The sequence below is a fragment of the Pseudomonas sp. LBUM1657 genome (assembly GCF_059716075.1).
In genome coordinates, this window is sequence record NZ_CP166799.1 from 5,602,055 (window position 1) to 5,614,779 (window position 12,725).

The following is a 12,725-nucleotide window of genomic DNA, read 5'->3' on the forward strand; positions in this document are numbered from 1 at the left end:
TCCCTTCACCCGGCAGGCCTGATTCCAGGCCTGCCTCGCTCTTCTCAGCGACGACTTTGTTGCCAGGCCGCCGCCAGGCCGCTACAGCAAATCACGGCGATCCCGACCAGGGCGGTGAGGGTCGGCGTGTGAGAAAACACCAACCAACCCAGCAGACCGGCAAACACAATCTGGCAGTAGCCAAATGGCGCCAGTAATGCCGGCGCCGCATGACGAAAGGCTTGGGTCAGAAATAGATGCGCCGTCATCCCGCACGCGCCCAGCGCCAGCATCATTGCACCGTGCCCCAGACTCGGCACCTGCCAGAAGAACGGCACCAGTGCACTCATCACCAGGGTGTTGCACAAGCCGGCGAAGAAGTTGCTGGTGGTCGGGCTGTCGATTTCACTGAGCTTGCGGGTCAGCAACTGATAGAAGCAGAAAAACAGCGCCGAACAGAGCGGCAGCAAGATTGCCGGGGTGAACAATTCACCGCCGGGATGGACGATGATCAATACACCGATGAATCCACAAATCACCGCAATCCACTGACCCCGTGTCACCCGCTCCCCCAGCAACGGCACCGATAACGCGGTCACTAACACTGGCGCGAGAAAGTTGACCGCCGTGGCTTCGGCCAACGGGATGTACTGAAGGCCGGTGGTGAAAAACAGACTGGTGCCCAATAAGCACAACGCCCGCAGCAATTGCAGCAACGGTCGTTTGGACCGTAGGACACGCAGCCCCGATTGCGGCAGAAAAATCCCCGCCATCAGCAAGGTATGAACCACGTACCGCGCCCACACCACCATGACAATCGGATAGAACCCTGAAAGGTATTTCGACAAGGCGTCGTGGCTGGAAAACAGAAAGGTCGCGACAACGATCAGCAGGATCCCTTTGAAGGGCTGGTTGACACCGGAAAGCGGGGTGCTGACGGTCATTAGGTAATCCCTTGTGTACTGCGTCAATAGTCAAAATAACTTCGCGGGCACGCCAACAATTTAGAACCTGGTTCCAGAATCTTACATACGCCAAGACCAAAAGTGTTCGAATAACGCCCGGTTTTGCTGGAGCCCCGAGATAAACGTGGGAGCGGGCTTGCTCGCGAAAGCGATCGGTCAGTCGACATTGATGTTGCTCGACACAACGCTTTCGCGAGCAAGCCCGCTCCCACAAAGGATTAGCACAGGCTTCAGCTAAAAAACTCCGACGCCAGACTCGCCGCCGACAACTCCTCGGCAAACTTCAACAGCAACGGCGCCAGCTCATGCAGCCGCGCCCCCGGCATCCGTGCGCTCGGCCCGGCGATGCTGAGTACGCCGATCACCCGGCCATCGCCCGGATGCCGCACCACCGCCGCAATCGCCGACGTTCCCACCGCCGAACTTTCCTCAACCCAGGCATAACCTTGCTCCCGTGCCAGGCGCAGGCGTTCAAGCAATTCAATGTTGGAACGCGGGGCATTCGGCCCCAAGTCCTTCGGCCGATCGCCACCCTGGCGTTCCACCAGCGACAAGGCCTCGGCATCACTCATGCACGCCAGCCACGCATGCCCCGACGCGGTATAAAACAGCGGTGCATCGCGGCCCATGTCCGGGTCGTAACGAAGACCGGAACGGGCGCCCTGGGACTTGGCAATCCAGGTTTGTCGCTCCCCTTCGATGACTCCGAGGCGCACCAGTTCACCCGTTTCCTGAGCCAGCCGATCAAGCACCGGCTGAACGATATCGGCGCCGCTGCCCGACAAATAGCGAAAGCCCATCGCCACCAGTTTGGTCGACAGGTGATACCGCAGGTTCTCCGGATTCTGCCGCACGTAACCCAGCCGAATCAGCTCGGCGAGCAGGCGATGGGTCGCGCTTTTGGGGATATCCAGTTGCTCCGCCAGCGTCTGCATCGGCAGCCCCCGAGGGTCACTGGTGAGACTTTCCAGCACGCTGAAAACACGTTCGATCTGACTGCCGGCCATGGGGGGTTCCACGCTAAATTTGATCGATTCTAGAATACAACCGACCGAATGCGAAATCTGGAACCTGAGCGCCAGGCATTCGCCGACTCGATAAAAACCCGTGGCCTGGGGAATTAGATGGGTTGTCCACGTTCAATACAGGTCTGGAATGTTCCCGGCCCCCAAACGGCTTGCCGCGAATCCTTGCGTACACGACGAAAGATGGACGACCGGACTGGCGCCGCTCCCACTCACCAGCAACACTCATCCCACGGATAACCAGAGGATTCCCACATGCTATGGAAAAAAGGCCGACGCAGTGACAACGTGGTCGATGCCCGTGGTGATGGCGGCGGTGGCGGCGGGATGCGCTTTGGTGGTGGCAAAGGCTTGAGTCTGACGGCGATCATTCTGATCGTCGGGATCGGCTGGATGACCGGCCAGGACCCGATGCAAATCCTCGGGGAACTGACCGGGCAGATGAGTGAACAATCGGCACCGGCCTCAAACCAAACCCGCAAGGCGCCGCCGACCACTGATGAAGGCGCCGAATTCGTGCGCTCGATTCTCGGCGATACCGAAGACACCTGGGGTCAAATCTTCCAGCAAGCTGGGCGCCAATATAAAGACCCAACCCTGGTGCTGTTCAGCAACCGCGTCAACTCGGCTTGTGGCCTGGCGACCTCCGCGACCGGTCCGTTCTATTGCCCGGCAGACCAAAAGGTCTACCTGGACATGAGTTTCTTTCAGGAAATGTCACAACGCTTCTCCGCCGCCGGCGACTTCGCTCAGGCCTACGTGATCGCTCATGAAGTCGGACATCATGTTCAGACCTTGCTCGGTGTTTCAGCGAAAATTCAGGCCGCTCGCCAACAGGGTCGGCAAATGGAAGGTGACAATGGCTTGCTGGTGCGCCAGGAACTCCAGGCCGATTGCCTGGCCGGAGTCTGGGCCAACAATGCGCAGCAGCGTCTGAACTGGCTGGAACCGGGCGATATCGAAGAAGCCTTGAACGCCGCCAACGCCATCGGCGACGACCGCTTGCAGCAGCAAGGTCAGGGTCGCGTGGTGCCGGACTCGTTTACCCATGGTACGTCGGCGCAAAGGGTGCGCTGGTTCAAAACCGGATTCGCACAAGGCCAGGTTGGCCAGTGCGACACCTTTGCGGCGAAAAATCTATAAATGAATAAGTGGCTGTTGGCTCTGTTGATCATCTGTGCAAATACCCAGGCTGCCGAGCATGGGGTCAAGGAACTCAGTTCCGGGCGCCTGTTATTGAAATCGGGGGAGATTGCGGTGAGCATCAGCACGGCGCCGACAAAAATCGAACGGGTGTTAATCATCATCCACGGTCGATTGCGCAATGCACCTACTTACCTTCAGAGCGGTGAACACGCAACCGAACTGGCCGGGCAAAGCGCGAGCACATTGGTGATCGCCCCGCAGTTTCTCAATGAAAACGACATCGCGCTGCATCCAGTGGCCGACACTGTTTTGCGTTGGCAGGGCAATGAGTGGATGGCTGGCGGCTTATCCACAAGTCCGTTTCGTCTGAGTTCCTACGAGGCGCTGGACGAAATCATCGCCCGAATCGGCGATCGCCGACAGTTTCCGGACGTGAAGCAAATCGTTATCGCCGGACACTCAGGTGGGGCGCAAGTGGTTCAGCGATACGCCTTGGTGAGCCACGATCAACCAGAGCTCAAGGCTGCCGATGTGCAGGTGCGATACGTGATCGCCAATCCGTCGTCCTATGCGTATTTCGATGAACGCCGGCCCGTGGCGTTCAGTCATGCCGGGTGTCCGGACTTCAACCGCTGGAAATACGGACTGGCCGATTTACCCGCCTACGCCGAGGGGCAAACGCCCGCGCAGTTGAAGGAAAACTACCTCAAGCGTGACGTCATTTATCTACTGGGTCAGCAGGACACCGACCCGAATCATCCGGCGCTGGATAAACGTTGTGAGGCGAAAGCCCAGGGCGCGAATCGCCTGGCTCGCGGGCGCAATTATTTTAATTATCTGAAGCGGCTGCAGCCACAAGGGTTGAATCAGCAACTGATCGAAGTGCCCGGGGTCGGGCATGACGGGGATGGGATGTTTACATCGCCTGAGGGGCAGAAGGTGTTGTTCGGTCAGTGAGTTCTGTATTGCCTGATCTGACGCTATCGCGGGCAAGCCCGCTCCCACAGGTTTTGTGGACAACGTATTGTGATCAACAAACCTTGTGGGAGCGGGCTTGCCCGCGATGGGGCCCTCAAGCCAACAGCATTCGTCTCAGCTCAACACAATCCGCCGCATGCCAATCCGCCAACTCCGGCCAGGGATTATCCGGCAGGTTAACCAGGATCGTCCGCGCACCCGCTGCCCGCCCGCAATCCAGATCAAAGCGGTAATCACCGACCATCACCAGCTCGCTCGCCGGAACACTCCAGGCCTCGGCCAGCTTCAGCAAACCACCCGGATGTGGTTTGGGCGGCGCTTCATCGCGACCCAGCACATCCTCCACCGCGAAGCAGTCGGCCAGGCCGATCGCCTCCAGCGTGACATGCGCCAGTTCGCGAGCGTTGCGCGTGAGAATGCCGAGGCGATAACCGCGCCCGGCCAACTCACGTACCAGCTCCACCGCGCCCGGCGCCGGTTTCGAACCCAACGCCAGATCTCGTTCGTGTTCCAGCAACCACGCATGCTTGGCGGCGGCTTCATCGGCCGGCAGCGCGGCGAGGTGGGTCAGGATGTCGTCTTCGGCCGGGATCGCCAAGGCTTCGCGGATCGCCGCGAAATCATGCACAGCCACCGTCAGGGTGCCATCCATGTCGAACACCCAGTGCCGCACCTCGGCCAGGCTCATGCCCAGTCCTTGCGATGGCGGATCAGGCCTTCCTGAGTGACCGAAGCCACCAGTTGCCCGGCGCGGTTGAACACGCTGCCACGGGAGAAGCCGCGAGAATTGCCGGCCCACGGACTGTCCATCGCGTACAGCAACCAGTCATCGGCGCGCAGGTCAGCATGGAACCACAACGCGTGATCAAGGCTGGCGACCTGCATGTCTTTTTGCCAGACCGATTTGCCATGGGGCTGCATCGACGTGGTCAGCAAACCGAAGTCCGAGGCATAGGCCAGCAAGTATTTATGCAGCGCCGGGGAGTCGGCCAAGGCGCCATCGGCGCGAAACCAGACGTACTTGATCGGATCGGACGGTTGCGGGTTGTAGGGATCTTTCTCGGTGACCGGTCGGAATTCGATCGGTTTGGGGCACAGCAGTTTTTCACGCATGTGCTCGGGGATCAGGTGCGCGCGCTGATGGGTGAGGTCCAGTTCCGACGGCAGGTTTTCCGGGCCGACCACGGTCGGCATCTCGGTCTGGTGCTGGAAGCCTTCTTCGTCGTACTGAAACGACGCGCTGCACGTGAAGATCGGGTTGCCCTTCTGGATCGCCGTCACCCGGCGCGTGCTGAAACTGCCGCCGTCGCGGACCCGATCAACCTGATACACCACCGGCAACCCGGCATCGCCCGGACGCAGAAAATAACCGTGCATCGAATGCACATGGCGCGCTTCTTCGACGGTCTGACTGGCCGCCGACAGGGACTGCCCGAGCACCTGGCCGCCGAACAACTGGCGAAAACCCAGGTCCTGACTGCGGCCACGGAACAGGTTTTCTTCGATCGGTTCCAGGGTCAGCAGGTCGACCAGATCATCCAACACTTGGCTCATTCAGACTCTCCTCACACAAAGCAATGCCGCGCAGTCTTGGCTGCGGCGGTCGATTCAGTTTCTGGCCGGGGCCCATGGAGCCATTGTAAACGTCCGCGCCAGCTTATCCATGCAAGGTTTGCAGCCATTGTTCACGGGTGATGCGGTACAGCACATGGTGACGCAGGGGATGATCGACCGCGAGCTTCGGGTGTTCGAAATCTTCCGCCGGGTCATGGTGCATGCCGATCGCCTGCATGACTTTCTGGGAAAGCATGTTGGTTTCGGAAGTGAACGATACGACCTCTTTCAGCGCCAACCGGTCAAACCCGCAACGCAGAGCGGTCCACGCCGCTTCACTGGCATAGCCCAGGCCCCAGTGCTCGCGGGCCAGACGCCAGCCGATTTCAATGGCCGGGGTGAACGGTGCGTCGAAACCGACCACGCCGAGCCCGGTAAAACCGATAAAAGCGCCGGTGTCCTTGCGCTCCAGCGCCCAGAGACCGAAGCCATGTTCAGCAAAATGACCACGAATCCGTCCGATCAGCGAAGCACTTTCCAGCCGACTCAAGGGCGCCGGAAAATATCGCATCACCTGCGGATCGGCACACATTGCCGCAAACTCCGGCAAATCCTCGTCGCGCCACTGCCGCAACAGCAGTCGCGCGCTCTCGAGTTCCAGTATCGGCTCCATCATCCCCTCCATTTCCCTGCTGCGAGTCTACATCGCTGGTAGGATCCTTCACTCATTCCTACAAGCTTTCCTAATAAATCCGCCATGCCCCTGCCCCTGATCTACCACGAAGACTACAGTCCCGAGTTCCCGGCGGATCACCGCTTCCCCATGGACAAGTTTCGCCTGCTGCGCGATCACCTGGTGGACAGCGGCCTGACCCGGGACGCCGACCTGTTGCGCCCGGACCTGTGCCCGCCAGAGATTCTCGCCCTCGCTCATGACCCTGCGTATATCGAACGCTACATGGGTGGCGAGTTGTCCCGCGAGGACCAACGGCGCCTCGGTCTGCCCTGGAGCGAAGCGCTCGCACGGCGCACGGTACGGGCGGTGGGTGGTTCGTTGCTGGCGGCCGAGCAGGCGCTGGAACACGGTTTGGCCTGCCATCTGGCGGGCGGTACTCATCACGCGCACTACGACCATCCCGCCGGGTTCTGCATCTTCAATGACCTGGCAGTGATCAGCCATTTCCTGCTGGAAAGTGGTCGTGTGAATCGGGTGCTGATCTTTGACTGCGATGTGCATCAAGGCGACGGGACTGCACGAATCCTGCACAACACCCCGGAGGCGGTGACTGTTTCCCTTCACTGCGAAAAGAATTTTCCTGCACGCAAGGCCGAAAGTGATTGGGATATACCCTTGCCCAAGGGCATGGGCGATGCCGATTACCTGAAGGTGGTGGACGATGCGCTCAACTACCTGCTGCCGCTCTACCAACCGGACCTGGTGCTGTATGACGCCGGCGTCGATGTGCACAAGGATGACGCGCTCGGTTACCTGAAGCTGACAGACGAAGGCGTCGCCGCTCGTGATGAAAGCGTGATGCGCCATTGCCTGGGCCGGGATATTCCGGTGGTCGGGGTAATCGGCGGCGGCTACAGCAAGGACCGCAAGGCCCTGGCCCGACGTCACGGAATCCTTCATCACAGCGCCCAACGGGTTTGGCAGTCATCAGGTTGTCACTGAGTTGTGGATGCTTTACCCACAATGCCTGTGGAACCGCCTGTGGATAACCTGAGTGAAAGGGCTTACAGACCAGACCGCGTATAGGCTACAGAGTGGTGGTTGTTTTTTAACCAGCTTTCAAATCCACACACGACCCCTATGGGAGCAGGCTTGCCCGCGATGAGGCCGGCACATTCAACATCTTTGTTGGCTGACAGTTCGCTATCGCGGGCAAGCCCGCTCCCACATGGATCTGTGCTGGTAGAATGCCCGGCTTATTCCGCCACGCCGCAGCTCACGCCATGACCCAGCCTTCGACCTCTCCCCCTTCTCACATCGCCATCATCGGCGGCGGCCCCGCCGGATTGATGGCGGCTGAAGTGTTGAGCCAGGCTGGGATCAAAGTCGACCTGTACGACGGCATGCCTTCAGTGGGGCGAAAATTCCTGCTCGCCGGGGTTGGTGGCATGAACATCACCCACTCCGAAGCCTACCCGGCGTTTCTTTCGCGCTACGCCGAACGGGCGCCGCAGATTGCGCCGCTGCTGCGTGCCTTTGGCGCCGATGCACTGTGCCAATGGATTCATGACCTGGGCATTGAAACTTTTGTCGGTAGCTCCGGCCGGGTGTTTCCCACCGACATGAAAGCCGCCCCGCTATTACGCGCCTGGCTCAAACGACTGCGAGACGCGGGTGTAGTTATCCACACCCGCCACCGTTGGCTTGGCTGGAATGCCGATGGCAGTTTGAAAGTATCAAGTCCCGAGGGTGAGAAAACCGTAACGCCCGACGCAACATTGCTGGCCCTTGGCGGCGGCAGTTGGTCGCGCCTGGGTTCGGACGGCGCCTGGATGCTGCCACTGGAGCAACGCGGTGTAGGACTCGCACCGCTGCAACCGAGCAATTGCGGCTTCGAGGTGCAGGCCTGGAGCGAATTGATGGTCAGTAAATTCGCCGGCGCACCGCTGAAAAATATCGCGATCGGCCTCAATGACGACGTTCCTCGACTCGGGGAATGTGTGATTACAGCGACGGGGATTGAAGGCAGCTTGATCTACGCCCTGTCGGCACCGATTCGCGAAGCCATCAACCTGCATGGCTCGGCGACTGTTCATCTGGACCTGCTGCCGGGCAAGCCTGTGGATAAGGTTCACGCTGCACTGAGCAAGCCACGCGGTTCACGCTCCATGGCCAAACACCTGCACAGTCAACTCGGCATTGATGGGGTCAAAGCAGCATTGTTGCGTGAGCTGACGCCGGCCGATTGTTTTGCCGATGCGGCACTGCTGGCCAACGCGATCAAGGCATTGCCGATGACCTTGGTGAAAACCCGTCCACTGGACGAAGCCATCAGCAGCGCCGGTGGCGTGATGTTCGAGTCGATGGATGAGCGTTTGATGCTCAAGCAACTGCCTGGCGTGTTCTGCGCGGGGGAAATGCTCGATTGGGAAGCACCGACGGGCGGCTATCTGCTGACCGCGTGTTTCGCCAGCGGGCGTGCGGCGGGGTTGGGGATGGTTGAGTGGTTACAGCGTAAGGGTTGAAGACCGAGGTGCGCGCTTCGCGAGCAAGCCCGCTCCCACACTGGATCTTCATACGACTCAGATCAACTGTGGGAGCGGGCTTGCTCGCGAAGGCGGCCTAACAGACGCCGAATCTAATCAAGGCTTCTTCTTACGCGGCCCAGTGTTAAACACCGGCACTTTTCGCACAGGCTTGATCGAAGGTTCCGGCGCCGACGCATCGCCGCTCTCCACCCACTTACCCAGGTTGCGCTTGCCGCCACTGGAGGTCTTGGGCTTCTTCGGTTTTTTCGGCTTCTTGACCACCTGACCGCTGGCATCGGTATCCGGTACGCGATGCTCAGGTTCGAAATCGTGTTCCATCTGGCGAGGCAATGTCTGACGGGTCAACGTCTCGATGGCCGACAGCAGATTCACTTCATCGGCACACACCAGGGAAATTGCCTGCCCGCTCGCACCCGCACGGCCGGTACGACCGATGCGGTGGATGTAATCCTCAGCCACGATCGGCAAGTCGAAATTGACCACCAACGGCAAATCTTCGATATCCAGACCACGGGCCGCGACGTCAGTGGCTACAAGAATCTGCACTTCACTGAGCTTGAAACGATCCAGCGCACGCTGACGGGTCGCCTGAGGTTTGTCACCGTGGATGCCATCAGCATTGATGCCCAGGCCCTGAAGTTTTTCCACCAGCGCGTCCACGCCATTACGAGTCTTGGCGAACACCAGCACCTGCTTCCACTTGCCCTTGCGCAGCAAATGGATGAACAGTTCCGGCTTGCGCTTCTTGTCCACCGTCACCACCCATTGCTTGACGGTGTTGGCAGCGACGTTGCGCGGGCTGACTTCGACGGTCAATGGATCGTTGAGCATTTGCCCAGCCAGGGTGCGGATCGCATCGGAGAAGGTCGCGGAGAACAACAGCGTCTGACGTTTCTTTGGCAGAGCCTTGTAAATGTTCCCCAGCTCCTCGGAAAAGCCGAGGTCGAGCATGCGATCAGCTTCGTCCAGCACCAAGGTTTGCAGCTGGTTGAACTTCAACGCGTTTTGGCGGAACAGGTCGAGCAAACGACCAGGAGTCGCCACCAACAGGTCGACGCCTTTGCGCAACTTCATCATTTGCGGGTTGATGCTGACGCCGCCGTACACCGCGTAAGTGCTCAACGGCAGGTTCTCAGCGTACTGACGCACGGCTTCGTGAACCTGTTCGGCCAGTTCGCGGGTCGGCACCAGGATCAGGGCGCGCACCGAGTTGGCGGTGACTTTCGGCCCTTCCATGGCCAGCAATTGCAGCAGCGGCAGCGCGAAACCGGCGGTCTTGCCGGTGCCGGTCTGGGCGGCGGCCATCAGGTCACGACCGGCCAGCACCGCCGGAATGGCTTGCGCCTGAACCGGCGTCGGGGTCTGGTAGCCGAGCGTCTCAAGAGAGCGCAGCAAGGGTTCGATCAGGCCAAGGGAGGCGAAAGTCATGGGATTACCGTAGGAAAATTCAGCGCAGTTGTGCAAAACGAGTGTGCAATGGCGCGCAGTTTACCCTAATTCACACGGGATTCTGTCGGCACGACTACAGCGGGCTGAACAGGCGCCCGCCGCCATTGCGGCAATCCGATCAACACCACGGCACTGATGATCACCGCCATGGCCAACGCTTCCTCTATACCAATGGTCTCGCCGACAAACACGATCCCCAGCAACACCGCCACCGCCGGATTGACGTAGGCATAACTGGTCGCTGCCGCCGGACGCACGTTTTTCAACAGATACATGTAAGCATTGAAAGCGATGATCGAACCGAAAAAGGTCAGATACGCCAGGGCTGCCCAGCCTTCGATCGGCGGCAGACGTTCCAGGTGCTCGCCACTCACCGCGCTGGCGATGAGCAACACCACCCCGCCCACCAACATTTCCACGGCACTGGCCATCGCGCCCTGGGGCAGCGGCAAGTGTTTGCTCCACACCGAACCGAAGGCCCAGGCCGCCGCCGCGAATATCAGCAATGCGGCACCCAGCGGGCTCGATTGCAGGTTCGAGCCGAGATTCAACATGGCGATACCAATCAACCCCAGCACAATCCCCGCCCATTCGAGACGGGTATTACGCGCGCCCCAGAAATATCCGCAGAGCAAGGTAAACAGCGGCACCGTCGCCACCGCCAGCGCGGCGACACCGGAGGCCACGCCCGTGTGTTCCGCGACACTGACCGCGCCGTTACCGCACGTGAGCAGCAAAATCCCGATGATCCCCGCCGCTTTCCACTGCGCCCAGGTCGGCGCCGGCGCCCCGCGCCAACGCAGAAAGCCATACATCAACGAACCGGCGATCACGAAGCGGATACCCGCGAGCAGCAACGGCGGCCAGTACTCCACGCCGATACGAATCACCAGATAGGTCGAGCCCCAAATCACATACAACGCGAAAAAGGCAGCGATCAACGGTAAGGGAAAACGACGTAGGCCAGGCATGGGCAGCTCGTAGACAGGTTTGAAGAACAGCTATTCTAGAAAGGCCAATGGCGAAAAATAAGTTACAAAACCTGTTTATAGCGCCAGTACACTTTTCAAAACACGGAGTTAATCGCTATAAACCGTGTTTTCGAAAGTCAGTCATTTTTCAGGAATACGACCATGGACAAATACGACCGCATGCTGCTCAGCGCCCTGTTGGAAAACGGTCGCGCGTCCTACGCTGAGCTGGCGCGCAAAGTGAACCTGTCCGCCCCGGCCGTGGCCGAACGCGTGGCCAAACTCGAAGCTTGCGGGGTGATCACCGGTTACCAGGCGACCGTCGACATGTCCAAAATCGGCCTGCCGATCCAATGCGTCATCGAATTGCGCCTGAACCAGCACGGCAACCAGAAAGCCTACGACGACCTGATCAAAATCCCACAGCTGACAGAGTGCCATCGGGTGACTGGCGATCCATGCGTGATCATGCAAGCGGCGGTGGGTTCGATGCCGGAGCTGGAAGAGTTGATCAACCGAGTCGCCCAGTTCGGGTTCAGCAAGACGTCGATTGTGCTCTCCAGCGCGATAGAGAAGCGCGTGCCGTTGGGGCAACTGGAAGGTAAGCCAATCTAATGCCGCAGCAGATCTAATGTGGGAGCGGGCTTGCTCGCGAAAGCGATTTGTCATTCAACATTAATGTCGACTGACCCACCGCTTTCGCGAGCAAGCCCGCTCCCACAGGGGATTTGCGGTGTTGTCAGAACCCGCGAACGCCGCTATATCCCGCGCCCAACAAACACGGCATATCTTTTAAACGAACCCAAGGTTCTGTCCGCCAATGCAGCAGGCTTAACGTTCCTCCCGCCCATTCCATCAAGCGCAGACTTGGCGCCTGATTCGAAGCGACCCCGCCACCGTCCCGCAACATCGGCACCACGTGATGGGTCAGCCAACGCCGCAGATTCCGGTTCTCCGGGCAGTAGTGATAGACCAGCATCGCGTATACGCCGGACTCACTCAGCATCAATGTCTCTTGAGGTTCGTCGCTTCCGGACAAACACACCATCCGACGCTGGTCGGCGTCGAGCTTGAGGGCTTGTCGGCCGTTTATATCCACGCCCATTAACCGGCCGATATCGCGGGCGCAGAACCAGGGTTCTGCATGCAGTAAAAGTGCGCGCAACTGGATGTGATGACGGATGAATGTTTTGGGGATGAAGTGAGCTGCGCTCGCAACTGATTGCGCAGAGTCTTCAGGGGGATTGGGGGTAACTTTGATCATGGCGAATCTCCTGAGAAAGTCGGAGCTGCCAGCATCACTTGCAGATGATGGGTGGCAGCTATGCGCGGGTCTGCAAGACCGAGTAGGAGACCACCCCGGCAGACCCGAAGGTCTCCCGCACACAGCTACCATAAATCGATGGTCGCTCATTAAAGCGACGCGATTATAG

General features: G+C 59.5%; 13 protein-coding genes. 5 read left to right on the forward strand and 8 right to left on the reverse strand.

Features of this window, described 5'->3' with window-relative positions:
• Positions 1-44: 44 nt before the first annotated feature.
• On the reverse strand, positions 45-923 hold the full coding sequence (locus ACA055_RS25905) for a DMT family transporter (protein WP_497681183.1): 879 nt from the start codon (positions 921-923) through the stop codon (positions 45-47).
• A gap of 251 nt (positions 924-1,174) precedes the next feature.
• Entirely contained in the window at positions 1,175-1,951 is a 777-nt protein-coding gene (locus ACA055_RS25910) for an IclR family transcriptional regulator (protein WP_497681184.1), read from the reverse strand.
• A gap of 273 nt (positions 1,952-2,224) precedes the next feature.
• On the opposite strand from ACA055_RS25910, the gene ypfJ reads away from it, so the two are divergent.
• Positions 2,225-3,112: a KPN_02809 family neutral zinc metallopeptidase gene (gene ypfJ / locus ACA055_RS25915; protein WP_497681185.1), complete on the forward strand. Its 888-nt coding sequence runs from the start codon at positions 2,225-2,227 to the stop codon at positions 3,110-3,112.
• The gene (locus ACA055_RS25920) at positions 3,113-4,072 is read left to right on the forward strand and encodes an alpha/beta fold hydrolase (RefSeq protein ID WP_497681186.1); all 960 of its coding nucleotides are present in this window, start codon (positions 3,113-3,115) and stop codon (positions 4,070-4,072) included.
• Positions 4,073-4,187: 115 nt separating this feature from the next.
• On the opposite strand, the gene ACA055_RS25925 is transcribed toward ACA055_RS25920, so the two are convergent.
• The 3 genes from ACA055_RS25925 to ACA055_RS25935 form a co-directional block, all read right to left on the reverse strand.
• Positions 4,188-4,781, reverse strand: a complete 594-nt coding sequence (locus ACA055_RS25925) for an HAD family hydrolase (RefSeq protein ID WP_497681187.1) — start codon at positions 4,779-4,781, stop codon at positions 4,188-4,190.
• Positions 4,778-5,647, reverse strand: a complete 870-nt coding sequence (tesB, locus tag ACA055_RS25930; RefSeq protein ID WP_497681188.1) for an acyl-CoA thioesterase II — start codon at positions 5,645-5,647, stop codon at positions 4,778-4,780. The genes ACA055_RS25925 and tesB overlap by 4 nt, the downstream gene beginning before the upstream one ends.
• Positions 5,648-5,750: 103 nt before the next feature.
• The gene (locus ACA055_RS25935) at positions 5,751-6,320 is read right to left on the reverse strand and encodes a GNAT family N-acetyltransferase (protein ID WP_497684491.1); all 570 of its coding nucleotides are present in this window, start codon (positions 6,318-6,320) and stop codon (positions 5,751-5,753) included.
• An 84-nt stretch (positions 6,321-6,404) separates the two neighbouring features.
• Here ACA055_RS25935 and ACA055_RS25940 point away from each other — a divergent pair, with 84 nt between their 5' ends.
• On the forward strand, positions 6,405-7,325 hold the full coding sequence (locus ACA055_RS25940; RefSeq protein WP_033054220.1) for a histone deacetylase family protein: 921 nt from the start codon (positions 6,405-6,407) through the stop codon (positions 7,323-7,325).
• 281 nt (positions 7,326-7,606) lie between these two features.
• Entirely contained in the window at positions 7,607-8,848 is a 1,242-nt protein-coding gene (locus ACA055_RS25945) for a TIGR03862 family flavoprotein (RefSeq protein ID WP_497681189.1), read from the forward strand.
• A 117-nt stretch (positions 8,849-8,965) separates the two neighbouring features.
• Here ACA055_RS25945 and rhlE1 read toward each other — a convergent pair whose 3' ends face one another.
• Positions 8,966-10,300, reverse strand: a complete 1,335-nt coding sequence (gene rhlE1, locus ACA055_RS25950; RefSeq protein ID WP_497681190.1) for an RNA helicase RhlE1 — start codon at positions 10,298-10,300, stop codon at positions 8,966-8,968.
• Positions 10,301-10,365: 65 nt separating this feature from the next.
• Positions 10,366-11,292 (reverse strand): drug/metabolite exporter YedA, encoded by a 927-nt coding sequence (gene yedA / locus ACA055_RS25955; protein ID WP_497681191.1) that lies wholly within the window; start codon positions 11,290-11,292, stop codon positions 10,366-10,368.
• A gap of 162 nt (positions 11,293-11,454) precedes the next feature.
• Between yedA and ACA055_RS25960 the strand changes: the two genes are divergently transcribed.
• The gene (locus ACA055_RS25960; protein WP_497681192.1) at positions 11,455-11,907 is read left to right on the forward strand and encodes an Lrp/AsnC family transcriptional regulator; all 453 of its coding nucleotides are present in this window, start codon (positions 11,455-11,457) and stop codon (positions 11,905-11,907) included.
• A 124-nt stretch (positions 11,908-12,031) separates the two neighbouring features.
• On the opposite strand, the gene ACA055_RS25965 is transcribed toward ACA055_RS25960, so the two are convergent.
• Positions 12,032-12,556, reverse strand: a complete 525-nt coding sequence (locus ACA055_RS25965; RefSeq protein WP_497681193.1) for a BRO-N domain-containing protein — start codon at positions 12,554-12,556, stop codon at positions 12,032-12,034.
• Positions 12,557-12,725: the final 169 nt, after the last annotated feature.

Excerpts from the sequence above, each read along its gene's own strand:
- rhlE1 (WP_497681190.1), bottom strand. The coding sequence starts at position 10,300 with ATGACTTTCGCCTCCCTTGGCCTGATCGAACCCTTGCTGCGCTCTCTT.
- ACA055_RS25945 (WP_497681189.1), top strand. The coding sequence starts at position 7,607 with ATGACCCAGCCTTCGACCTCTCCCCCTTCTCACATCGCCATCATCGGC.
- ACA055_RS25960 (WP_497681192.1), top strand. The coding sequence starts at position 11,455 with ATGGACAAATACGACCGCATGCTGCTCAGCGCCCTGTTGGAAAACGGT.
- ACA055_RS25910 (WP_497681184.1), bottom strand. The coding sequence starts at position 1,951 with ATGGCCGGCAGTCAGATCGAACGTGTTTTCAGCGTGCTGGAAAGTCTC.
- ACA055_RS25905 (WP_497681183.1), bottom strand. The coding sequence starts at position 923 with ATGACCGTCAGCACCCCGCTTTCCGGTGTCAACCAGCCCTTCAAAGGG.
- ACA055_RS25940 (WP_033054220.1), top strand. The coding sequence starts at position 6,405 with ATGCCCCTGCCCCTGATCTACCACGAAGACTACAGTCCCGAGTTCCCG.
- ACA055_RS25925 (WP_497681187.1), bottom strand. The coding sequence starts at position 4,781 with ATGAGCCTGGCCGAGGTGCGGCACTGGGTGTTCGACATGGATGGCACC.
- yedA (WP_497681191.1), bottom strand. The coding sequence starts at position 11,292 with ATGCCTGGCCTACGTCGTTTTCCCTTACCGTTGATCGCTGCCTTTTTC.
- ACA055_RS25935 (WP_497684491.1), bottom strand. The coding sequence starts at position 6,320 with ATGGAGCCGATACTGGAACTCGAGAGCGCGCGACTGCTGTTGCGGCAG.
- ACA055_RS25965 (WP_497681193.1), bottom strand. The coding sequence starts at position 12,556 with ATGATCAAAGTTACCCCCAATCCCCCTGAAGACTCTGCGCAATCAGTT.
- ypfJ (WP_497681185.1), top strand. The coding sequence starts at position 2,225 with ATGCTATGGAAAAAAGGCCGACGCAGTGACAACGTGGTCGATGCCCGT.
- ACA055_RS25920 (WP_497681186.1), top strand. The coding sequence starts at position 3,113 with ATGAATAAGTGGCTGTTGGCTCTGTTGATCATCTGTGCAAATACCCAG.
- tesB (WP_497681188.1), bottom strand. The coding sequence starts at position 5,647 with ATGAGCCAAGTGTTGGATGATCTGGTCGACCTGCTGACCCTGGAACCG.